At 45.4% G+C, this 23427-nt stretch carries 13 protein-coding genes; 3 read left to right on the plus strand and 10 right to left on the minus strand.

The window, feature by feature from the left end:
- Positions 1-8: 8 nt before the first annotated feature.
- The 6 genes from ACYVAA_RS09210 to ACYVAA_RS09235 all read right to left on the minus strand — a co-directional run bounded on the left by ACYVAA_RS09210 (position 9) and on the right by ACYVAA_RS09235 (position 13810).
- Positions 9-2204 (minus strand): fasciclin domain-containing protein, encoded by a 2196-nt coding sequence (locus ACYVAA_RS09210; protein WP_460540798.1) that lies wholly within the window; start codon positions 2202-2204, stop codon positions 9-11.
- 1160 nt (positions 2205-3364) lie between these two features.
- Positions 3365-6925, minus strand: a complete 3561-nt coding sequence (locus ACYVAA_RS09215; protein ID WP_460540800.1) for a DUF4450 domain-containing protein — start codon at positions 6923-6925, stop codon at positions 3365-3367.
- Between the two features lie 316 nt (positions 6926-7241).
- The gene (locus ACYVAA_RS09220; RefSeq protein ID WP_460540802.1) at positions 7242-8756 is read right to left on the minus strand and encodes a RagB/SusD family nutrient uptake outer membrane protein; all 1515 of its coding nucleotides are present in this window, start codon (positions 8754-8756) and stop codon (positions 7242-7244) included.
- A gap of 19 nt (positions 8757-8775) precedes the next feature.
- A complete protein-coding gene (locus ACYVAA_RS09225) occupies positions 8776-11949 on the minus strand; it encodes a SusC/RagA family TonB-linked outer membrane protein (RefSeq protein WP_460540804.1) in 3174 nt (1057 codons plus the stop codon).
- A gap of 242 nt (positions 11950-12191) precedes the next feature.
- Positions 12192-12401: a hypothetical protein gene (locus ACYVAA_RS09230; RefSeq protein WP_460540806.1), complete on the minus strand. Its 210-nt coding sequence runs from the start codon at positions 12399-12401 to the stop codon at positions 12192-12194.
- A 986-nt stretch (positions 12402-13387) separates the two neighbouring features.
- Positions 13388-13810, minus strand: coding sequence for a GxxExxY protein (locus ACYVAA_RS09235; protein ID WP_460540808.1), 423 nt, complete (start codon positions 13808-13810; stop codon positions 13388-13390).
- A 736-nt stretch (positions 13811-14546) separates the two neighbouring features.
- Between ACYVAA_RS09235 and ACYVAA_RS09240 the strand changes: the two genes are divergently transcribed.
- The 3 genes from ACYVAA_RS09240 (at position 14547) to ACYVAA_RS09250 (ending at position 20957) form a co-directional block, all read left to right on the plus strand.
- Positions 14547-17390, plus strand: coding sequence for a glycoside hydrolase family 2 TIM barrel-domain containing protein (locus ACYVAA_RS09240; protein ID WP_460540811.1), 2844 nt, complete (start codon positions 14547-14549; stop codon positions 17388-17390).
- 143 nt (positions 17391-17533) lie between these two features.
- The gene (rhaM, locus tag ACYVAA_RS09245) at positions 17534-17848 is read left to right on the plus strand and encodes an L-rhamnose mutarotase (protein ID WP_460540813.1); all 315 of its coding nucleotides are present in this window, start codon (positions 17534-17536) and stop codon (positions 17846-17848) included.
- 307 nt (positions 17849-18155) lie between these two features.
- Positions 18156-20957, plus strand: a complete 2802-nt coding sequence (locus tag ACYVAA_RS09250; protein WP_460540815.1) for a glycosyl hydrolase family 2 protein — start codon at positions 18156-18158, stop codon at positions 20955-20957.
- Positions 20958-21283: 326 nt separating this feature from the next.
- Here ACYVAA_RS09250 and ACYVAA_RS09255 read toward each other — a convergent pair whose 3' ends face one another.
- From ACYVAA_RS09255 to ACYVAA_RS09270, 4 genes are all read right to left on the minus strand, one after another.
- A complete protein-coding gene (locus tag ACYVAA_RS09255; RefSeq protein ID WP_460540817.1) occupies positions 21284-21511 on the minus strand; it encodes a hypothetical protein in 228 nt (75 codons plus the stop codon).
- A 1-nt stretch (position 21512) separates the two neighbouring features.
- Entirely contained in the window at positions 21513-22121 is a 609-nt protein-coding gene (locus ACYVAA_RS09260) for a hypothetical protein (RefSeq protein WP_460540819.1), read from the minus strand.
- Between the two features lie 421 nt (positions 22122-22542).
- Entirely contained in the window at positions 22543-22770 is a 228-nt protein-coding gene (locus ACYVAA_RS09265; protein WP_460540821.1) for a hypothetical protein, read from the minus strand.
- A gap of 114 nt (positions 22771-22884) precedes the next feature.
- On the minus strand, positions 22885-23412 hold the full coding sequence (locus ACYVAA_RS09270; RefSeq protein ID WP_460540823.1) for a hypothetical protein: 528 nt from the start codon (positions 23410-23412) through the stop codon (positions 22885-22887).
- Positions 23413-23427 lie beyond the last annotated feature (15 nt).

The raw sequence follows: 23427 nt of genomic DNA on the forward strand, positions 1-23427 counted from the left end.
TTTGAGGTTTATTGTCCTGAACTGAGCACCTTATCGATTTGATAAATGGCCCCATCCACATAAATTTTCGGAAAGACACTGACCACGTCGGCCGTTTCCCCCGTTTCGGATTTGAGCTGTATGCTGCTACCCTTATCTGCCAAGGTCAGCTGACCATAGGCATCACCCTTTTCCTGAGCAGTCAAAAATTCTCCGGAAACACCCATACCCGGGAAAGCATAGTCATTGATGCTGTTGGGGCTGATGGGCACGAAATAATACCTCAGGTACCTTTCCAGTTCATCCCTATCGGAAGGAATCTTCCCTTCCTCCTTGGCTTTGAGGATGGCCTCATTGGTCGGGGCAAAGAGCATGTAATTGTCACCAAACAGGAATTCAAATTCCTTGTTGGGATCCACAAGACCTGCCTGGGACAACAGTTTGGAAAACTCCGAAAATTCCTGCACGGTGCTGGTGCCCGAGCTGGCGGAAGCTACGATGTACTTGAAGCTACCCTCCTCACGGATCAGGGAGCGCTCCACGTCATAGACTTTGCCATTGGTCCAGTCCCCGTCCACATTGGTTGCAGAGGTAAACTCCGACAGATTATAGGTATTGGAGGAGGCCACGCCCTCATCAGTGATATAGAGATAACTGAAAGGATTTCTTGTCCTGAATACTTTGGTGCCGGCTATCTCCGTAATTTCATCGGTGATGATATGGTTTTGGACAAAGGCCTTCATGGCTCCGGTACTCATGGGCACCCGGATGCCTTCTGCATTTTCCACTTCCACTGCCTCGTCACCAAATCTCAGCGGATTCCCCTCATTCCAAAAAATCTCGCTGCCTCCATAGAGCGTATTCAAAATCACCTCGTCAGAAGGTACAAAAAGGGTAAACTTCAGGGCATCTCCCATCAGGGCCTGAAGGATGCCAGAACGGTATACCATGTGCAAAAACATATTGTACTTGGGATTTTGCAGCATAGGTCCGGTCACTCCCTGAAACAGGCTGGGCACGATCACCTCGTTCAGACCATAATACACCCCGTTTACGCCGATTCCTTTGTCCACCACATCCTGCATGGGGTCAAATTGGATCACATTGCCAAAGGTACTCTTGATATCTCCCCTTTCCACTTCTGAAGGGAATACGATACTACCGCTGTAAACATGGTTATACAACAATACCTGAAGCGGAAGAAAAGGCACCTCCTCCAAGGAAGAATAATAGGGAGCCCAAAATTCATTGAAGAAGTTTTGCAAGGCCTGGTTATTGGGAGCAAATACATTATAAGCATTTGCAGAAAGTGCTGCCAGGTTGGCGTAATCCACCAAGCCTCCACCGCCGTTATAGGACCACTCCGAGGCAATTTCAGGAAGCCCCGCATGGGTTTTGATATACAATGAGTCCCCTGCATCTGCGTACTGCTTGGAGGTTTCATCATCGTACCAGTAAGTGGTAAAGCGGTCATAAATACCGATAAAATCGCTGTAGTTGCTTTCATCCTTCAGCTCCTCATACACGGTTTCCAAAGGTGCGATGACCCTGTCCACCAGGTATACGTAACCGTTGTCCGTAGGCAAAGCATATTCCTTCACACTGGCATTGGAGATATTGAAGCCCCCTGCCCCGGTCCAGCGGCTCTCGGGATAGAAATACTCATAGTTCGCCGTGGCATCAATGTCCTTTGAGGTGAAAAGATAGTGGGAGAATACCGGCACAAACCTTTCTTTGTGAAAAATGGTCCGCTCTTTTCCGGTTACTATATCCAGTTCCACGGAAACGGTGTCCCGGCTTTTGGTTCGGTGCTTATAATACAGTCCGGCCAAAGCAGGCTTTTCCACGGCCTGTCCCTCAGGTCGGTAATTGGCGAACCTTTCACGGCCAAATGCATAATACACCAGGTGATATCCAACCAGTTTTTTAATCTCAGCGGTGGAAAGCTCTTCCACCGAGCTCAGGCCTTTTTCACTGAGATAAATTTCAAAAGCTTCATCAGAGGGTGCCAGCACCGTGATGATTCCTTTTCCTTCTACCAGGCTTCTATAGCCGGCACGTTCGACTGCTTCTAAAAATATGGAGAACTCTCCACGGTTTTCCAGCAGTTCCCAGGCATTGCCCTTGAGCCATTCTGGGCGTTCATAATGTTCCTCCCAGCCCACTTCCCTACATGCAAAAAGTAGGAAGCAAGCTGAAAAAAGGCAAGTAATCCTTTTGATCATCTTGAGGGGGTTTAGGTTATTAAAATGGGTACTATTTGTTAATTCACTAACCGCTAAAAGCTATTAGTACTATTGCGTAAAAACGTTATTCTATAAAATCTACTAACTACGATTAGTCTAGGGTCAAAATCTAACAGCAAGATAAAGCGGTACAAAAAACCAGCTGATCTGTACTGTACTGTGCTGACCATACAGCACGGGTATGTTTGCATTTTTCAAATATATTCTTATATTATATTAATATTTTATTTGCCAAACCTGATATTATTTTTGCACTATTAGTAAAGTCTACACCATCTGCGCATACTTTGCATTAATAAAACATGTAATTGTACTAATAGATAATGGAGGTCGGTAAGCGTTAGTTTTTAAACCATCAAGGCAGTACGGGGAATAAGGAGAATGCCAACAGCCCCTTAAAAGCATAAAACATCAATAACCGTGGGTGCTAAGCCGGGGTCAGAAGGATCTAATCCCCCGCTTTCCAAGCCAAAGCAGCATAAGACATAGAACTTACCAAACGTCACTGAGCTTGTCGTGGGTCACTGAGCCTGTCGATCGGTCACTGAGCTTGCCGATCGGTCACTGAGCTTGTCGAAGTGAGCCGCTTTTCCTACTAAGGTCGCTATCGTCACTAGACCTCTAGTTCATATAGCGCTGACCAAACATTCCACCTCCATAAAAAATGCCCCACCCGAAAAGGGTGAGGCAAACTCCATGAAATTTATAAGACTTTATGATTTGTAGTGGGCAATTGGGACTTACCTAATCACTTGATTTCTAACACCCTTAGTGTTTAAAACATCATTGCGATCCCTTTTGCGAGGGGCAGTGCGTTGGAAAGGACGTGGCAATCCCCCAATTAAGAGACTGCCGCGGCTTCCCTCCCGCAAATCCTCGTATAAACCTCGCAGTGACGGTATTTAAACTGAGGTTAATTGGCTGTTTAATGGTCTAATCTGCCAAGGGAAGATAGCTTGCCTAATTGAATGATCGGATTTGAAAAGTTTGCGGCCTAGGCCCTATGTCCAACACCATTCATTCTTCATTCCAAATTTATCATTCCTTAAGCCTTAGTACTTAGACCATAGACCTTCAGCCTTACGCTTTCTCCCCTACACTAAAACAGGTCTTTGTCCCATATATCCCCTCCTATTGCCCTACCGCTCCAAGGTCACCGCCATCAGGCCAATGACCACTTCTATGGTAGTGGCCTTGATTTCCAAAAAGGCCAATTCCTTGCCTGGGTCAAGCGGCAAGTCCAGCACCGTGGCAGCCCCGCCGTCGATGGCATATTCGGTAAAGTGATCGATGGTCACATAGTCCTCATGGGCTTCATTGCTGATCTTGCCCGTTTTTAAGTGCACCCTGACAGGCCTTGCCACCCCGGTCTTGAAGGCATACCCATCTATATAATAATCCTGCTCAACAGGCCACCAGCTCTCCGGGTTCCTCAGTGACAGCTCATCAGTAGTGCCATCCTTGTAATGGATGATCACCTTTCCGTTCTCCATCCTGCTTTGCATATGGTTCGTTGAGCCGGCCATCAGCAAATAGGCATGCTGCGCTTTTCCATTTAATGAAATCTTTGCACTATCGGGGTAATTGTCCCAAATCGAAGCAAACAGGATATTGTTCTGGGCAGGATCACCTGGAGAGTAAAAGGGTATTCCTTGGGGCAAATAAAACTGGTTTTCCTCTCCGGCCAGTTTCCTCAGGCCCTGGTCCTCTATCTCCATGTACGCGCCAAACGAGGCCCAATCGCCCATTCCTTGAATCGGGATTTGCAGGGTAGGATAGGGAGAACGGGGACTTAAATATTCGTTCCTGAATATATTGCTCACCTTATCATTAAATGCTTTAGAAATGTCTACTGGTTCCAGTTTTCTACTCTGGTTCTGCAGGTTCCAATTGGCCACTTTTTTGGAAGCCAGCACCTGCCCTCCTGAATAAATCTCCACCACATTGGTGCCTGTTTTTAATAATTCAAGGGAGTTGACAGTCAAATCAATCTGTTCTTTGGCCTCACATACCAGCTGCTCCTTCCAGGCTCTTCCATTGATATAAATATCCAAGGACTTGTTCAAATCCGAATGGTTGTAAATAGAAAACTGCAAAGAAGAGGAACCTTGCTCCTCTTTGGCTATCAGCTCTGTCTCAGGTTTTACCTCCACATTATAAGGAGCCCACCATGTCAATTGCCCTTGTTTCAGCTTTACAAAGAAGGTCCCATAGCCGAGTTTTGTTCCTATTTCGGCAACAAATGCCCCGTCCTCTACCAAGACATTTTTCAAAATCCCCTCGGGATCATGAACTTCTATGACTTGGACCTCCTCCTGATTTATCCCCACTTTTTCTCCTGGAATTTTTCTTTGTACCTGGTCAAACAGAGGAACTTTGTTTCCTCCCCACTCGACCTCTATGGTGGCATTCCCCTCCAGCGTGGCCTTCACCAAAATGACCGGTCTCCCTACCTGCTCTCCATCAGTCTCCCAAGAAACTGTTTGGCCATTTACCTTTACCGAACGGATACGATCATAGCTTGCTGTCAAAGCAAGATCAAGCATCAGCGGTCTTCCAAAGCGGTTGACCAGCTCATATCGGTCGGTATTCCCCGTCCTCCTAAAATCAATGGCCAGATCAGGACTGCTAAATGCTGCATATTCCCAATCCTCAGGAAAGCCGGGCTGTATCCTTAGCCTGTCGTGCAGCAAGTCCGGTTGGATTCCAAATAATCCTTCGATTAAGGAACGTGCCCCCATCCCTACAGCATCCGCAAAATCTCGGTACAGCTCACTGCGCATGGCATCCAAGAAGGATAACTGCTGAAAATTGCCCGGGCTTCCCCCCAGGTACATACTTTCAAGCAAGGCACTTTTCCAGAGCTTAAACGCATTTTGGGAATTTCCGGCCTGCCAATAGGCCAAACTGGTATGGAGGATTTCCGCTAAAGCCACGTTATTGACCGACCAGGTATAAGGCATCCAGTTGGTCGTGGAAAGAACTTCAAACTGCCCTTCGGGAAGTCCTTCTGCTACCAAAGGAATATGGGGAATTTCCGTATCCACGTAGCGGCACATCTGATAGGCCTGAAAAGCATCAGGCACCTCACTGTCTATGGTATGGTACACCGACCAAAGTCCGGCCTGGGGATGTAGCCTTTTGGGTCCCAGAAAATCCTTATATTCTGCATACCAACCTTCTTTCAGCCACAGTTCTCCGTTCATGGCCTTTAAAATCTTCTCCGCTTCTTCGCTATACAAAGTCCCCTCTTCTCCAAGTATCTTGGCCAATTCCGCGGCTTTCGAATGGGCATAATAATTATAAGCGGAAGCATGGGCGACACCGCCGCTATTATACTGCAGGGCATCACTGGCCCAGATGCAGGCATAGGCATTGTAAAGCCCGTCGCCGTCCGGATCAAAATTGCGCCTTTCCCAGGCCAAATGTCGTTTTATGGCCGGCCATACTTCCCTCAGGTATAATGTATCCCCGGTCCAATCAAAATGCCGGATCAGCTGGTCAAAGAAGACCTGGTTCATATCATAATGGTGCGGTGCGGAAGGTTCTCCGGGCCTCCTGCTGATATATCCCTTATTGAAAATGGATTTGCCTGCTTTTTCCACCTGCCTGGCCAAGTGCTTGGCAGAGTCTGGATCATTCCGGCTGCCCTCAGGTTCCAGGTACTGGGATTCCAAATACCCGTCAAAATGGGTCCTGGCCCGATCATGCCATCCCATCCCATCCGCGACATAGGCCCCACGCCAGCCCGGAAGAGGCATCCTCCAGGCTACAGCCCCATGCACATAGGCTGGGGAATCGTAGATGGCATCAGCCGCTATGCCTAAGGCTCCTCCCACCGTATTGATAAATGGGTCAGGAGTATGGACCATCACCCGGTTGGCCACTTCCGCCCTTGCTTCATCGGCCTCTAGATAGGCCAATGCAAGTTCAGGGTAAGTCAGTTCTCCAAAACCCGGTCGATAGATACCAAAATAATGTTCCCCTGCTTTCAGCTCCATTTTACCCATTAGGGAAGCAGCTTCTCCAGGATCGGATGGCCAAAGCTTTGACATCTCGTCCAGGTATTTGGGATCAACGGCCTTCAATTCTGCAGCTTCAGGAAAAGTCCCCAGCATCCTGCTCCTTTCCTCTCCTGCTTTTTCTTCCCCATAGCGGAGTTCCATCTGTTGGTTATCCCTGATGAGGATTTTATTTCCAAAGCACTTCTCCACTGTCAGGTCAAAGACAGATGGCGGATCGGCACCAAGGTCACCCATACGCCGGAATTTCTTGCCGGTCACTCCCCCATAGATCCAGAGCAATTCCGCTTCCTCTGAAACACCCTTTGCCTCTACCTTGAAAATCGCACCTTCTTGCTTCCGGAGGGGCATGACGGTAATTTCTATTTTCCCATCTCCCAGTAAAGGGTCTGCCAGGATATAAACCATAGAGCCCGACCGGTATCGGGATTCAATAGAGGCAGCATCACTCAGCCATTTTGACTCGGCACCATGCTGTACTCCAAACCGGAAATGACCGCCCATTCCCGGAAGGTAAAATGCAAATAAAGGCAGGTCTCCAGCCTCTGTCCTGAAGTCGGAATGATAACCGTAAAGCGCCCTGTTGAACCTGCGGTCTCCATTCTTGATAACAAAATCCTCCCCATCTGGAAGGTATCGCAGCACTCTGGGGACCCCATGCCAAAATTCTTGAGCCATTACCTGCTGACTTGCCTCTGTCAACAACAAAATCAAGAGAATACTAATTTGAAAAAGGTGTTTTAAAGTGAATTGCCGAATCATTATTGAATTAGTTTTATATTCTAAAAAGCGGGATACTGAAGGTCATTTGATTTCTTCCCTGACAGCCCCAAAAAGGCCATCAGGCTTTATATTACTGAAAAGTTTCTGAGTCCTTTCCAACCGAGCCTGGTTGCAAAGTTGCTTGTCTTCAAAACCAGGTTTCTGATAAAATCCAAAAACCACCCGCCTTCGGCGGATGGTTTTTATTCAATCTATTGTCCTCAATTTCTCCTTAATACCCTCTGTTTTGGGTATACAATCCTTCTTTTACATCTAGCTGATTGATCGGTATGGCATAGATCAGGTCATTTTCTGTAATATCAGTGGAAATCTTATTGGCATCATCTTCCTCTGCAATCCAGTCCAACATCACATCAATGGCCATCCCAGACCTTACAAGATCATGCCATCTCAAACCTTCTCCGATAAATTCCCTTCTCCGCTCTTCCATGATCTGCTCATAGGAAACATTGACCAAAGGCAAGATAAGTCCCGCTCTTTCGCGGACCTCGTTGACAAGCAAATCAATCTCGATTTGTGATCCTCCGCTTTTGCTCAGCGCTTCCGCTTTCATCAACAGGATATCCGCATAGCGGATCACGGGGAAGTTCAGCTCAAAATCAAAACGGTCCACCCCAAGATTATCCAGGTTCAAATATTTCTTGATAAACCGGTCCTGCACCATGTTGCCATTTGCATCGGTATAATTTATCCACACAGAGAAATCATCCCTGATATCATTTCCGGCGTAGGCGTCCATCATATCCTCGGATACCGTCTTGGGGGCATCAGGAAATGTACCTCCGGCAAAGGGGATCCCGTTGGAACGGGCAAAAGCTTCCGGATAGTGATACTGCACATATTCTCCACCTACACCCAGTCCACCGCTGAGGAACTGAATATCAAAGATGATTTCCTCATTGTTTTCATTGTCATAAGAAAAGACATCCGCATAATCATCTACCAGGTCAAACTGTCCGCTATTGATGATTTGATCCAATAGCGTCAGGGCTTGGCTCCATTCATTGGTGCCCAATACCGGACCATCAGGGTGAAGCTGAGTACCTGAACGGGTCATGTACACCCTGGCCAACAAACCTCTGGCCGCATGGGAAGTCGCCCTTCCTAAATCACCTGCGCTGGAATACTCATTGGGCAGGCTTGAAATGGCAAACTCCAAATCACTGATGATCAACCCATAGACATCCGCAGCAGGGCTTTGAGGGATTTCCAGTGCCTCAAGCGGTGTCACAGGACGGTCAAACAAGGGAACCCTGCCAAAGAACCTCACCAAATCAAAATAATACAGGGCTCTCAGAAACTTGGCTTCCCCTTCGATTCTGGCCCGCATATTATCGTCTGCAATCGCATCTGGACTAAGCTTTTCCAAAATGGTATTGGCCCGCATGATGTTATTGTACAGTTCGTTCCAAGTGCCGTTCATGATCCCGGCGGTGGCCAGATTGGTGCTGAAGTTATTGATCAGGTTATAATCCCTCACACCCGCTGTACCTGGGGTGTAAATATTGTCCGAACGCACCTCGCTCAACTCAAAGTGATTGATGGGATAAGCATTCAGGCCATTGTACACTCCGGAAAGGGCTTTAATAAAGTCCGCTTCATTTTGATAGAAGCCGTTGGAACCTAAGGATGAGATCGGAGATTGGTCCAATTTACTCTCACAGGAACTCATCAACCCTGTAGCCAATCCGATCAAGATGATATATAATTTTTTAAACTTTTTCATGATACTGATCTTTTAGGGGTTAAAACTTCAGGTTCACACCAAATACAACAGATCGGGATAGTGGGAAAGCACCATAATCATCCCCGTCATTATTGACTGCTTCAGGATTGAAGCCGCCACTGTATTTATCCCCACCGAAGAAGTTTTCAGCGGTCACATATACCCTGGCACCTGAGAACAGCTTTTCACTTCCTGTAATTCTTCCCAGATCATACCCTAGGGTAATGTTTCTGATTCTCCAATAATCGGAGGAATACAGCCAATCGGTATTTTTTATCCTACCAAAGCCGGATACAGCCTTTCCGGTTTCCCCGTCACCAGGATTTTCCGGAGATCTCCATCGGTTACGGTGTCTGCCCAGGGTATTTTCCACATAGCCCATACCTGGACGGTCCATGGCACGGCCAAAGGTGGAATAGATCAATCCTCCCCACTGCCCTTGCACCAGGAAGTTCAGGTCAAATCCTTTGTAAGAGAAGTTGTTGGTAATCCCCCAGATATAATCAGGATTGGGGTTACCTGACATCACACGGTCATCCGCATTGATCACTCCGTCGCCGTTCGCGTCAAGGTATTGTGGGTCACCTTCCTGCTGGTTGCCATAAAGTGCTGCACCGTTGTCGATTTCCGCTTGGGTCAGGATACCAATGTTCTGTACCAGATACAAGGTGTTCATCGGCTCACCCACTCGGGTGATGCGGTGATTGATATCCCAGCTACCTCCTAAAATAGGCGTATTGTTTGGCCCCAATTGTAATACCTCATTGGTATTGTGGCTGAGGTTGACATTGGTGCTCCACTCAAAATCTCCCGTAAAGTTTCTGGTGGTCAACTCCAGCTCAAAACCTTTGTTCAGCACTTCTCCGATGTTGGTCAGCGCTGTGGTAAAGCCAGTCGCGGAAGGCACTGGAATATTTAGCAAGAGGTTGCTGTTGTTTTTTCTATAATAATCCAAGGAAGCATAGATCCTGTTTTGCAAAAATCCGACGTCAAAGCCGACATTCAGCATTTCGGATTCCTCCCAGCCCAAATCCGGATTGGGGAAATTGCCCGGGATCAGGCCATTGACCAAAGATCCGCCATAGGAATAATTCGCAAAATCCAGCGTGGCGATATGGGAATAGTCCCCGATACCGTTATTACCACTGAGTCCCCAAGATCCTCGGACCTTCAAGTCACTGATCGCCCTGACATCTTTCATGAAACCTTCATCAGAAAGCCTCCATCCAAGGGATACGGAAGGGAAGAATCCCCACTTGGTATCCTGACCAAATCTAGAAGATCCATCTCTACGGGCTGAGGCAGATATCAGGTATTTGCCCAGGTAATCATACTGTACCCTTCCGAAGTAAGACAATAAAGTACTTTGGGTTTCGGTGGTATTGGTACTTCCGGCATTGATGATTGCGGCATTGAGGGTGGTAATCCCTTCCACATCAAAATTACCGCCCATGGTATAGGTGTTTCTCTTATTGAAATTATAAGAAATACCGGCTACCGCTGAAATATTATGGGCATCGTCAATAGACGCATTATACGAAAGGGTGTTTTCATTGACAAAAGTGAGTTTTCGGTAACCGTTAAACCCACCAGTGGTTTGCCTGTTCCGTGTAACGGCCGCAGGGGTGTAATCTTTTGCTTGCTGGTCCACATTGTCCACGTTTAAGGTGGTTTTCAGTGCCAAGCCATCAATGATGGTATACTCCCCGTACACTGTGGCCAGGTTACGGAAGATCGTGGTTTCGTCCAACCTTTGTTGCGCATAGGCAATGGGGCTGATTCTGGAGCTTGCCCAAGTGTAAAGCGGAATATCGCCCACACCGGTATTCAGCCCTGCATCGGCTTCCACTACCGGAGCCATCCCTACAGTAATGTGGGTAATGGCATCCTTACCCTCTACTCCGGGGTCGTTCAACTGGGAATAAGACGGGCTAAGGTTTAAGCCAAACTTCAGTTTTTCATTGGCCTGCACTTCCACATTGGCCCGCGCTGAATATCGCTTATAGTCCAGACCCACGGCAATACCTTCCTGATCCATATAATCACCGGAAACAAAGTACTTCACGTGTTCATTGCCTCCCTGTGCATTTAACTGATAGTTTTGTACCAGGCCTTTTCTAAAGAGTTGGTCTTGCCAATCTATCAGCTGAAGTCCAGGATAGCCATCCATCAGCCATCTTTCATCATACATAAAGTTACGGTCAAAACCGCCTAAAATGGCCTCCCTTTCTGCCAGGGACTGTGAAGCGGATCTGCCCTCTCCGGAGTTTTCCCACTGGGTATTGATCATTTCTACCGCCCGGTCTATCCACTCGGTCGGACTGAGCACGTCCAGCTTTTTAACCGTTTCGTTCCATCCTACATAGGAATTCACACTGATCTGGGCCTTGCCGGACTTACCGCTCTTGGTGTTGATGATGACCACACCATTGGAAGCCCTGGATCCGTAAATGGCCGCCGCAGCCGCATCCTTCAATACCTGAATGGATTCAATATCATTGGGACTGATATTATCCATTGGGTTGCCTCCTGCTGCTTCCAGCGGGAAACCGTCGATCACATATAGGGGTTGGTTATTGGCGGTGATAGAGCCAACACCCCGTACTTGAATATCAAAACCTCTCCCCGGCACACCGGAAGTCTGTTTTACACGTACACCGGCCATTTGGCCTATCAATGCTTGATCCACTCTTTGCAGAGGCCGTTCGGTAAGGTTTTCAGGCTCAATCTGTGCAATAGCACCGGTGATATTGGCCTTTTTCTGGGTACCATATCCGACCACTACTACCTCACCCAACTGCTGCATGTCGATCTGCATCACCAAATCAATGGTACTACGGTTACCCACAGCGACCTCCTGTGTCTCAAAGCCAATTGAGCTAAATATCAGCACAGCACCTTCATCGGGCACTTCTATACTGAACTTACCATCAATATCAGTGACTGTACCACGGCTAGTGCCTTTTAATAAAATACTTACCCCTGGAAGGGGCATATTGTCCTCGCTTGATGTGATGGTCCCGGACACTTCCTTTTCCAGCAGATTCAACTTAACAGCTGGTGCATCTTTGGGCAGTTCAAGAACAGGTTGGGCGGTGATTTCTCCTGCACTTACTGCCGTTCCACAAGCCATGGCCAAAAACAGCAAGCTGCTTTTCCTCCATGGTGTTTTAAGAGTAAATTGTTTTTTCATCGGGTTACTTGTTAAGGGTTTGTTTTGCCGCCTTTTAAAGGGAAAACGGCCACCTATTTCATAAGCTTTTGTACCAAAGCCACCGTATTGCCATATCATTTTATCTATATCTTTCCGATCAAACGCAACTGGATATTTTGCTTAGACAGCCAAGCCTTTGCTCTTAGGAAAACATGGGCCTTTCAGCTTCAAAAGCGCATGGCCTATGTTCAAGAAATTATCCTTTTTGGTTTTTATTTCTCTTATCTCTGCCTCCTTGCTTTTAATTCAAAGAGTGAGGAGTGAGATGCTTCATTCAATACCTTCACCGAAAGCGATGGCCAGGTACGTATACCCTTGACCTGTGTATCGGTACCGAGGGTAGTGATCAGGTTGACGAGCAATGGATTGAACCTGATTTTGGGAGTGGTGCTAAAGTAAATGTCCCTGTATGGTTGTACGATTTTTTTCATGTTGAGGTATCCTTTTGACCTCCGAGAAAAAAATCACCGCCTTCTACTTCCACTCACTGTTCCTGGCTTATTGTGGTTAAGGCTTAAGCCTCCTTCTTCCAATCCATTATCATCTCTAAAACACCTTATTGCTGATAAGCTGAATTGCTTACCCATAATGTGATTTCCCTGTTGCTACCTTTTGGGTTCTTCCATCAGTTTTTCCCAATTTGAGTACCCCTAATCTAGAGGATAGAAAAATCATTCTTGTACTGAACTGTCCTGTAAATCGCCTTTTTCAAACGTTTGAAATTTTCACCGAAAAATCTCAATTTATAAACAAAATAATATTCTATCTCATAAAAAAACTATCAAAACATTCACAAACCCCTACTTATTACTTATTTAAAGAAAAAATAAAACTAAAACAATCTCCACCAAATGCTTGATCCTTGTACCGGCTGTTATGGAGTATCCTGCCATCATTCAGGTGCGTGCCCGTCTTAAACCAAGCCACACTTGTATCCTCAATTGTTTAAAAAAAATAAACATTAAGGTGTTATGTTTGAAAAAGAGCATGAGGGCTCCTCTCCCCAAAACCAACCCCAACCTTAATTTCCCTTAACTCCTTAATGGTTAAAAAAAACAAAACTATGAAAGAAGTGAAGGTATGAAGAGCATGAAGGTCTCCTCTTTCCCAAACCAAAACCAACCTTAATCCCCCATAACTCCTTAATGGTTCAAAAATAAAAACATGAAGGAAGTGAAGGTATGAAGGACATGAAGAACTACTCTCTCCCCAAAACAACACCAACCTTAATTCCCCTTAACTCCTTAATGGTTAAAAAAATATAAACATGAAGAAAGTGAAGGTATGAAGGACATGAAGAACTACTCTCTCCCCAAACCAACACCAAACCTTAATTCCCCTTAACTCCTTAATGGTTAAAAAAAATAAAACATGAAGGACTCCTATTCCTTGAATAAAGTAAGCCTTGATCCTCAACTCAGTCAGGGAGTTGTCGGAAATATTCATTTACCATGGGCTTCATAGATTTACTGATATTTTCTGTAAAGAAATTGATAAGCAATCCCTGCGGCTTTTTCAACAGCTTCATATAAGTTAGCAGCTGAGCCTCATGAACTGGCAGTAATTTTTCTACTGCTTTTAACTCTACTACCACACAATCATCCACTAGCATATCCAACCGGAGAATTGTTTCAATCGTTTGCCCATAGTATTCCACAGGAACAAGTGTTTGCTCTGTTACAGCAAAACCTTGTTTTCTTAATTCATAAGATAGACATTGTTGATATACACTTTCCAACAAGCCAGGACCTAATTCCCTATGCACTTTTATAGCACATCCTGTTATTTCATAGGATAACTGGGTAACATCCAATTTGGTCATATTCAAAAATGAAGACATCCCTATAAAAATTTGATAAAAAAACCAACACCTATCCATCACCAACTTATCATCGAAACAGCTTAATAATCAATATAATAAAATCCGTTCAGGTATTGAGCCTTAATTCGCTTCTATGTTGAAAAAATATAAACATGAAGGTAATGAAGGTGTGAAGGACATGAAGCATTCCTCTTTCCCAAACCAACACCAAACCTTAATTCCCCTTAACTCCTTAATGGTTTAAAAAATATAAACATGAAGAAAGTAAAGGTATGAAGTGCATGAAGAACTCCACTCTACCTAAAACAACACTTACCTTAATTTCCCTTAACTCCTTAATGGTTTAAAGAATAAAACATGAAGAAAGTGAAGGTGTGAAGGACATGAAGAACTACTCTCTCCCCATAACAACACCAACCTTAATTTCCCTTAACTCCTTAATGGTTTAAAAAATATAAACATGAAGAAAGTGAAGGTATGAAGGACATGAAGAAACCCTCTCCTCCAGAAACCAACACCAGCCTTAATCCCCCTTAACCCCTTAATGGTCTAAAGAATAAAACATGAAGAAAGTGAAGGTATGAAGAACATGAAGCATTCCTCTTTCCCAAAAACAAACCCCAACCTTAATTCCCCTTAACTCCTTAATGGTTAAAAAAAATCAAACTAAGTCCCTCCCCACCCAGACCATAACAGTTTTTAGCGGACAAGTTCTTTTATTAGTTGATTAAATAGTTTTAAATGACCTTACTTCATGGAGTTTAAATTATCAAAGCCATTCAAAAAACACCTTCACCTGATCGCTGCATTATGCATGCTGACAGGATTTTTCACCTCGCCCAAGCTGTTGTTTGCCCAGCAAAAAGAAGTCCGATACTTAAGCGGTACTGACAGCAAACATACCGTTACCTGGGATTTTTACTGCACAGGCGGAAGAAACAGCGGGTACTGGACCAGCATCGAAGTTCCTTCACATTGGGAACAGCAGGGTTTTGGTTCCTATAATTACGGAAGAGATTACCATACCTATGGAAAGTCCTTTCAATTTGCCGACGAAAAGGGCTTATACAAACATACTTTTGACGTGCCTAGCGGATGGGAAGGCAAAACGATAGAATTGGTATTTGAGGGTTCCATGACCGATACCGAAGTAAAGGTAAACGGCCAGCTTGCCGGGGACATCCATCAAGGCGCCTTTTACCGGTTTAAATATGACATAACAGATAAGGTAAAACCAGGACAAGAAAACCTCTTGGAGGTCACGGTCAGCAAAATGTCCGCTGACCACTCCGTAAACAGGGCCGAACGGTATGCGGATTACTGGATCTTCGGCGGGATTTTCAGGCCGGTTTACCTGCAAGCCTTTCCAAAGCAGCACATTGCACATACTGCCATTGTTGCAGAAGCTGATGGAAGCTTTAAGGCAGAAGTCCATACCAAAGAAGCCTCCAGCAAAAGTAATATCAGCGCCACCATTACAGACCTGCAAGGAAAGGTGATCAGCACTTTCGAGGCCAAAGTCGACAAAAGTGGAATAACCCTTTTGGAGGACCAACTGGACAATATCGCTACATGGACCTCGGAGACCCCCAACCTTTATGAGCTGCACCTCAGCTTGAAAGAGGGCAGCCAAACGGTATTTTCCACCAAGGAACGCTTCGGCTTCCGCAGCATAGAAATCAAACAAGGGGACGGCATCTATGTCAACGGTACCAAAGTGAAGATGAAAGGCGTCAACCGACATGCTTTCTGGCCGGAAACCGGAAGGTCCCTTACCCGGGAGATTGACCTTCAGGACGTCATGCTGATCAAGGAAATGAACATGAATGCGGTCCGCACGGCCCATTACCCACCGGATCCATCTTTTTTGGATCTCTGTGACTCCTTGGGACTTTATGTGATGAACGAGCTTGGGGGATGGCAAAATGCCTATGCCACCGAACCGGGTGAAAAACTGGTCAAGGAAATGGTCCTAAGGGATGTCAACCACCCTTCCATCCTCTTTTGGAGCAATGGCAACGAGGGAGGCACCAATAAAGAACTGGACGATGACTTCTTACTGTATGATCCCTCCAAGCGCCCTGTACTGCATGCCCACCACCGACCGGGCAATGCCTTCAACGGGGTGGACACCGACCATTATGAAAACTATAAAAGCTTTATCAATAAGTTCAAAAGTGACAGCCTCATTTATATGCCCACCGAATTCCTGCACGGTCAGGACGATGGCGGTGCCGCAGCCGGCCTCCATGACTACTGGGAACTGATGTGGAAGTCCAAAATGTCCGGCGGAGGTTATCTTTGGGTCTTGGCAGATGAGGGAATCATCAGAACCGATATCGGTAATAAAATCGATGTCAACCGCCTCAATGCCCCTGATGGATTGGTAGGGCCTTTCAGACAAAAAGAGGGCAGCTTTTATGCCATCAAAGAGATTTACTCTCCTGTAAAAATCCAATTGGACCGATTAGCTGAAGATTTTGATGGCCGTATTGCCCTGGAAAACCGCTACCATTTCACCAACCTGAAGGAGGTAAGCTTCCAATGGGAATTGGTGGATTACCACCAGCCTTCCCATACCCAAAACGGTTACCAGCGGATAATTTCAGGCCAATTCCAAGGACCGGACCTAGAACCTTTGGAAACGGGCAGCATCCAGATCCCTCTGCCCGACAACTGGCAAGAACAAGAGGGGCTAAGGCTTACCGCCACTGACCCTCATGGAGATGAAATTTACACCTGGTCTTGGCCCATCTCTCCTGATAAGCGCTTGATGGCAAGAATCCAGGCGAAGAACGAAGGAGGTAAAGGAGCATATAAAGATTTGGACAGTTTGTTTTCCATCAGCGGGGGAGGTTTCACCCTTACCTTTGACAAGAAAACCGGCAAGCTTGCCCGCATCCAAAAGCCTTCCGGTCCCGAGCTTTCCTTTAATAATGGTCCTACCTTTACCCAAGGCGATGGAAAAGTGAGTTCGGTGAATCATGAGGAGCTGGACGGGAATCAGATTTTCAAGGTCAGTTATGAGGGTTCCCTGAAATATGCCCAATGGACCATACAGCCAAACGGATGGGTGGAGCTAACTTATGAATATGCGTTGCCCGAAGGAGCATATCCATTCATGGGCATCAGTTTTGATTATCCTGAATCCAATGTCATCAGTGCCAAATGGCTGGGCAAAGGGCCTTACCGGGTATGGAAAAACAGGCCACAGGGTCAATTTGGCCTGCACCAAAACCTTTATAACAACACCCATACCGGAGCCACGCCTTGGGAATACCCAGAGTTCAAGGGTTACTTCAGCGATATTGCCTGGATGGAGATCAACACCGCACAGGGCAAATTCTATGTGGTATCACCTGAGGACGAGCTCTTTGTCAGGTTGTTTGATTTCCATGGCATCTCTGGCCCAAAAGCCTACCCTAAGCTTCCTACTGGGGACATTTCCTTCTTGGACGGCATTCCAGCGCTGGGCAGCAAACTGGCACTGGGCATCACCTCCAATGCGGGCGTTTACGGCCCACAGGGCGAGGAGAACAAAGTACTTGGCCCGATCAAAAGAACCTTGTACTTTTATTTTGACATCTTGCAAGATTGATTTGAAAGAAAGTCCACGAATTACACGGATTTACACGAAGTTTACTTTGGTGCTGGTTGTCCCGCCAGCTGCGCTGAGGGACAACCAGAAAAATAATTAGTGAAAATTAGTGTAATTCGTGGACCAATATTTACCTGAAAAACATGAATAAACAAATCGCTTTCCGCATGAAACTGTTTCCGGGCCATGAGGAAGAATATGAGAGAAGACACCGGGAAATCTGGCCGGAATTGGCTAAACTGTTAAAAGACAGCGGGGTGGTGGATTATTCCATCTTCCTGGACAGGGAAACCTCTACCCTGTTTGCCGTGCAGACGGTATCGGGGGATAGCTCTTCCCAGGATTTGGGCAGTACCGAAATCGTACAAAAATGGTGGGCCTATATGGCCGACATCATGGAAACCCACCCGGACAATTCCCCGGTAAGCGTGCCCTTGAAGGAGGTGTTTACACTTTAAGCCCCTGGATCCCCCTTGAGGGGGACTTTTCGATATCATTTTCGATATCGATCTCTCCCCTTTGAGAGCCTGTCCCGATTTACCGAGAGGGAAGTCAGGAAGCGGACAACAAAGGAGTTATCCACAGATGAAAGGAATAAACACAGATTAATGATAAAAAGATAAAATCCATCTGTGTGTATTTGTGTCCATCTGTGGATAATATTTATAGCTGTTCTGCTGAGGGCTCAGCAGACTGGACAACTAAAAAAAATTCGTGACAATTCGTGTAATCCGTGGACACAATTTGACCATAAATAACCCATTCATGAAACTCAAAACAGGCCTTTATTCCTTAAGTTTAGTCACAGCAATATTTACATTTTCCTGCCAAAAAAGCACCGAATCCCTAACCACTCCACAGATTCAGGCAGGCAGCTGGCCGGAAATCAGCCAGACCGCCAAACCTTGGACCCGTTGGTGGTGGATGGGCAATGCCGTGGACAAAAAAAACCTACGCTATCTTTTGCAGGAGTATGCGGATGCCGGCATTGGCGGAGTGGAAATCGCCCCTATCTATGGGGCCAAAGGTTATGAGGACACTTATCTTGAATTTCTATCCAAGCCCTGGCTGGACATGCTTCACTATACCGTGGATGTGGCCGACAGCCTACAGATGGGCGTGGACCTGACACAGGGAACCGGATGGCCATTTGGGGGACCTTTTGTGGAACCTGAATTTGCCGCTTCCAAGCTGGTGACCAAAGATTTTGAATTTGTGGGGCCGGGAACATTTGCGCAAGACCTGAATATCCAGGACGAAAAACGTCCGGAACTTTCCCCACAACTGCTGGCCGTCATGGCCTATGGAAACGATGGACAAGTAGAAGATATCACGGCACAGGTATCAGAAAATGGGCAGATCAGCTGGAAAGCTGAAGGCACTTGGAAAATCAAGGCCATCTATAATGGCAAAACCGGTCAAATGGTCAAAAGGGCCGCCCCAGGAGGTAAGGGTTATACCCTGGACCACTTTGCCAAAGAAGCCGTGGCAGATTATATTTCCGAATTTGAAAAAGCCTTTGGAGAGGATTTCCCCGGCATCCGAGGCTTCTATAACGACAGCTTTGAAGTCTATGGGGCCAATTTCACCGCCGATTACCTGGAAGAGTTCCAAAAACGCAGGGGCTATGACCTTAAGCCTTATCTACCGGAATTGCTTGGGGAGGAAAACAGCGAAAAAGCGCGCCGTATCAAGTCCGATTACCGGGAAACCCTGCATGAACTGCTCTTGGAGCATTTCACCCAAAGATGGACCGATTGGGCACATGATAAAGGCAAGCTGACCAAAAACCAGGCCCATGGCTCTCCGGGCAACCTGATCGACCTGTATGCGGCCGTGGACATTCCCGAATGCGAGACCTTTGGGTCCAGCTATTTCCCCATTCCGGGCTTGCGCAGGGACAGTGCCGATATCCGCAATGTGGATCCCGATCCCATTATGCTGAAGTTTGCTTCCTCTGCCGGTCACCTGGCAGGTAAGGACCTGATCTCCTGTGAGACCTTTACCTGGCTGGGTGAGCATTTCAAGAGTTCCTTTTCCCAGATGAAGCCCGAAGTGGACCAGGCCTTTTTGGCGGGCATCAACCATATTTTCTATCATGGGGTAACTTACTCTCCTCAGGAGGTAGACTTTCCGGGGTGGCTGTTTTATGCTTCCCTAAACCTGACCCAGCAAAACAGCCTTTGGCCGCATTTTAAAAGCTTCAATGAATACATTGCCCGCTGCCAGTCCGTACTGCAGACCGGAAAACCCGACAATGAACTGATCATGTACTGGCCGGTATATGATGTCTGGGCGGATGAGGGCAATATGTTCAAGATGATCTCCGTGCACCATATCGACCACTGGCTGCACCCGACGCAGTTTTATGCCCAGTCCACCGCCCTGATGAAGCAGGGCTACTCTGTGGATTTCGCTTCTGATAAATTGCTGGAGGGAGCAAAAGTGGTGAATGGGCAACTCCAAACCCATGAAAAAGCCAGTCCTGCCAAGGCCCTGCTGATCCCGGCCATGGAATACCTTCCGGTCAAAACCCTGGAAAGCATTTTAAAACTGGCCGAAGCAGGGGCTACGGTCATCTTCCAGGAACAGCCCAAGAATGTACCGGGATTTGATCAAGTGGAAGAAAGAAAAGCGGCCCTGAACAAAGCCTGGGAGCAGCTTAGCTTTGATGAACAGGGTAAGGCCTCCTACGGCAAAGGCAAGGTGATCCTGAACCATGAATTTAAAACCGCCCTGGAAGCGGAAAGCATCAACAGGGAAGAACTGGCCGATACCGGGCTACAGTTTATCCGCAGGGCAGTGGGCCAGGACAAGTACTACTTCTTGGTGAACCATACTGCCCAAGCCATCCAAAAGGAAATCCCGCTGAACCTAAGCGCCCAAACTGTAAGCATCCTGGACCCGTTGAGCGGAGCTGCAGGCCTGGCGCAAAGCCATGCCGAGGGAGAAAAGACGATGGTAAAGGTTCATTTGGCATCCGGGCAAAGCCTGATCTTACAGGCCAGCCAAGTAGCCCACACCGATATCCCTACTTGGAAATACCTTGACACCACGAATAAGCAAATCACTTTAGACGGCCCTTGGCAATTGCATTTCGATCAGGGCGGACCGGAAATTCCGGAAGACAAAACCATGGAAACCATCAGGCCATGGACCGAATTGGCAGACGAAACCGCCAACCATTTCTCCGGTCAGGCCACCTACAGCAGCAGCTTCACCCTTCAAAAAGAAGACGGAAAAAGCTATTTGCTTAAACTGGGCAAGGTCTATGAAAGTGCCAAAGTCTGGATCAACGGACAGGAAGCCGGTTATGCCTGGAGCCTTCCTTACCAGTTACGGATCGGTGAATTCCTAAAAGACGGCGAAAACGAAATCAAGATCAAAGTCGCCAACCTCATGGCCAACCGTATCCGCTATATGGACCAGCAAGGCATGGAATGGCGCAATTACCACGAAATTAACTTTGTCAATATCAATTACAAATCCTTCGACGCTTCCGGCTGGGAAGTGATGCCATCTGGAATTGATGGGCCAGTTATGATTGAGGTTTTTGAGGGGGAATAGATGTGAGATTTGAGACGCTAGACTTTAGTGACATAGATGACAGATCACTTTATGCATTAAAAGTCTGGCGTTTTAGCTTCCGGCCCTTGAGCTTGTCGAAAGGTCCCGCCATCTCTAACGCGGAACTCATTTAGTTCTTGGTTTGCCCAACTCTAGTCCTCGTTTGTAACGAGGACTTTTAAATCTTTGCGTTTTTAACGCCATAATTTATGCTAATGCTGCATTTCAGATGCGCTGATTTAGCAACCCGCATTTCAAATAAGGGTTATAAAGAGGACTTCTGAAATCATACCCTTCTGACAAATGCTTGTTAGATTTAACAGCTATTATTTCACCTCTTTGAGAAGCCCGTACTTTGCTAGGCCAAATTCCGTGTAAGTCTTTTCAATTGAAACTATCTGTTTTTTGCCTTTATCATATTTAACTTCATAGAGCATTAATTCATCAGGACCAAAATCATACTTTATAAATCCCACGGATAAGTTTTTCAAACTATCCTCCGCTAATGGTGAGCCTTCTATAAAAAAAATAAATTGAGGTGAAGTGTAAAACATCTTAAATGATATCGGTCTGTATTATTAATATTTCCCTAGTCCTTGAATTCTGAGTAAAGATATAATTATCAATCAATTGAGTGTTTACCAAATCTGTAATCTTGAAATCTATTACTTTATCATCTAGTTTAATTCTTCCAAACTCACCATTTCTTATAAACTCAACTGTCATATTACTAAAATTCTTTTTAATAGCATTCGAAGTCTCAAAATAACCGAATATTGGATAAGTGAGTCCACCCACTGCGATCAAATTAATCGGATTAATGTCATAATTACTGGTCATGAACAGTATCAGGTTTAAAACACCAATCACAACTCCTGTAATATTCATAACATTTATTTGCCTTTTCCAAGCAATGACATTTATTTTCTTGTCAAGCAAGGTAAACCCAACATTTTTAGAAGGGATCAAATTCAATCGTTTTTTGGCACTAATCAAGTATAATCCCATTTGAAAAAGACCGATTGCAAGAATCAAAAGTACATTAAGTGTTAAGAGATGTTCAAGATTTGTATGTGTCAAATACATATAAACCAGTGTTGGGATTCCCATAAGAACCAAAAATCCAGCAAATAGTGCTATTACGTATCCTATTATCTGTTTCATTCTATTACTGGCAATTAGTATTGAAGAACATTAATTGCCCCTAGATCTATTACATTTCACACTCCATTTCCAAACACTTTCAGGCGTTAAAAAAAGCCCCTTAAACCTACTAAATCCCCTAAAACCAAAAAACACCCCAGATGAGTTATTTTTTGCATATTATAGACAGTAGCTTTTAAAATACTATCCTCTTTCTTGATGTTGCTTCCCTTTAATCCATGTCATTACACAAAAAACAAAAAGAAGCAGGAATCCTATCATTCCCAATAAAGAGGCATAAAATTTCCAATGTTGAAAACCATTAGGAATTCCTTTTTCTATAAAAAGATACAGACTTCTAAGAAATAAAAACGTGATGATTAATGTTATAACCCACCTTCTCTTATGCTCTTCTATTCGCATGGTCTTTATCATTTATTTTTTAACAGGCGTCCGCGGTACCTAAAGCAGTCAATGCTCCTGAAACATCTCCAACTACTGCTCCAGCAGTTCCACAAGCAACTGTACCTACAAGTGGCAGAACAACCGTGCATCCTGCAGCTGGTAAATATGCTCCTGCCAGAGCTGCACCGCCTGCACCTCCCAGGACTGCTGCTGCACATTTCCCCCAGCTATCCCACCAGCTTTCATTATCCCCCTCCCTAGTCACTCCTAAATTAAGCGTTTAAAACGCTATAATTTATCCTAAAGTCGAATTGAAAATACTGAAATTTATCAATGTAAATCTATCGCTTTTGAATATTTCTCTTTACTTTATAGACAACTACTTTTTCCTTATTCCCTCAAAAAGTCCCCTATCAAGTTCAGTTTTTCTATAAAGACCATTTCCAAGAAGCTTTTTTAGTTTGCTAGTGTTCAACACAAAGGAAGTAATAATAAGTGGTTCTCGTGACTTGAAATTTAATTGAGAATAGGAAAGATGTTGAGTAAGTGTTCTACTGTTAAACCTTGGCCCTGAAAAAACAACTTCTTGTAAATCATTGATTCGAAGTATTTCCGTTTTTTCTCGGCAATAAATAAGCAGTGTCTTTGTCACCTCATCAAATTCTATTTTTCTACCAAGTTCTATCCTTAAAAATTGAACCAATATCCAAATTTCATAAATATCCCATAAAAAGAGGATTCCTGCAACAAAGGCCAAAGAATATCCTTGAAGGTCAAATCTATATTCCTTTTCCAGATTCACCCCATGATGGATAAACCATAATAAGATCAGATTGAGGCAGATAGCAAACAGAAATAATAATCCCCATCCAAAATAATCTGGATATAACTTTTTAATATTTTTCATTTTTCTAGTCTAATT

This window comes from Echinicola sediminis (assembly GCF_054777495.1).

Excerpts from the sequence above, each read along its gene's own strand:
- ACYVAA_RS09215 (WP_460540800.1), bottom strand. The coding sequence starts at position 6,925 with ATGGCTCAAGAATTTTGGCATGGGGTCCCCAGAGTGCTGCGATACCTT.
- ACYVAA_RS09260 (WP_460540819.1), bottom strand. The coding sequence starts at position 22,121 with ATGAAACAGATAATAGGATACGTAATAGCACTATTTGCTGGATTTTTG.
- ACYVAA_RS09235 (WP_460540808.1), bottom strand. The coding sequence starts at position 13,810 with ATGTCTTCATTTTTGAATATGACCAAATTGGATGTTACCCAGTTATCC.
- ACYVAA_RS09270 (WP_460540823.1), bottom strand. The coding sequence starts at position 23,412 with ATGAAAAATATTAAAAAGTTATATCCAGATTATTTTGGATGGGGATTA.
- ACYVAA_RS09220 (WP_460540802.1), bottom strand. The coding sequence starts at position 8,756 with ATGAAAAAGTTTAAAAAATTATATATCATCTTGATCGGATTGGCTACA.
- ACYVAA_RS09250 (WP_460540815.1), top strand. The coding sequence starts at position 18,156 with ATGAAACTCAAAACAGGCCTTTATTCCTTAAGTTTAGTCACAGCAATA.
- ACYVAA_RS09230 (WP_460540806.1), bottom strand. The coding sequence starts at position 12,401 with ATGAAAAAAATCGTACAACCATACAGGGACATTTACTTTAGCACCACT.
- ACYVAA_RS09225 (WP_460540804.1), bottom strand. The coding sequence starts at position 11,949 with ATGAAAAAACAATTTACTCTTAAAACACCATGGAGGAAAAGCAGCTTG.
- rhaM (WP_460540813.1), top strand. The coding sequence starts at position 17,534 with ATGAATAAACAAATCGCTTTCCGCATGAAACTGTTTCCGGGCCATGAG.
- ACYVAA_RS09255 (WP_460540817.1), bottom strand. The coding sequence starts at position 21,511 with ATGTTTTACACTTCACCTCAATTTATTTTTTTTATAGAAGGCTCACCA.
- ACYVAA_RS09210 (WP_460540798.1), bottom strand. The coding sequence starts at position 2,204 with ATGATCAAAAGGATTACTTGCCTTTTTTCAGCTTGCTTCCTACTTTTT.
- ACYVAA_RS09240 (WP_460540811.1), top strand. The coding sequence starts at position 14,547 with ATGGAGTTTAAATTATCAAAGCCATTCAAAAAACACCTTCACCTGATC.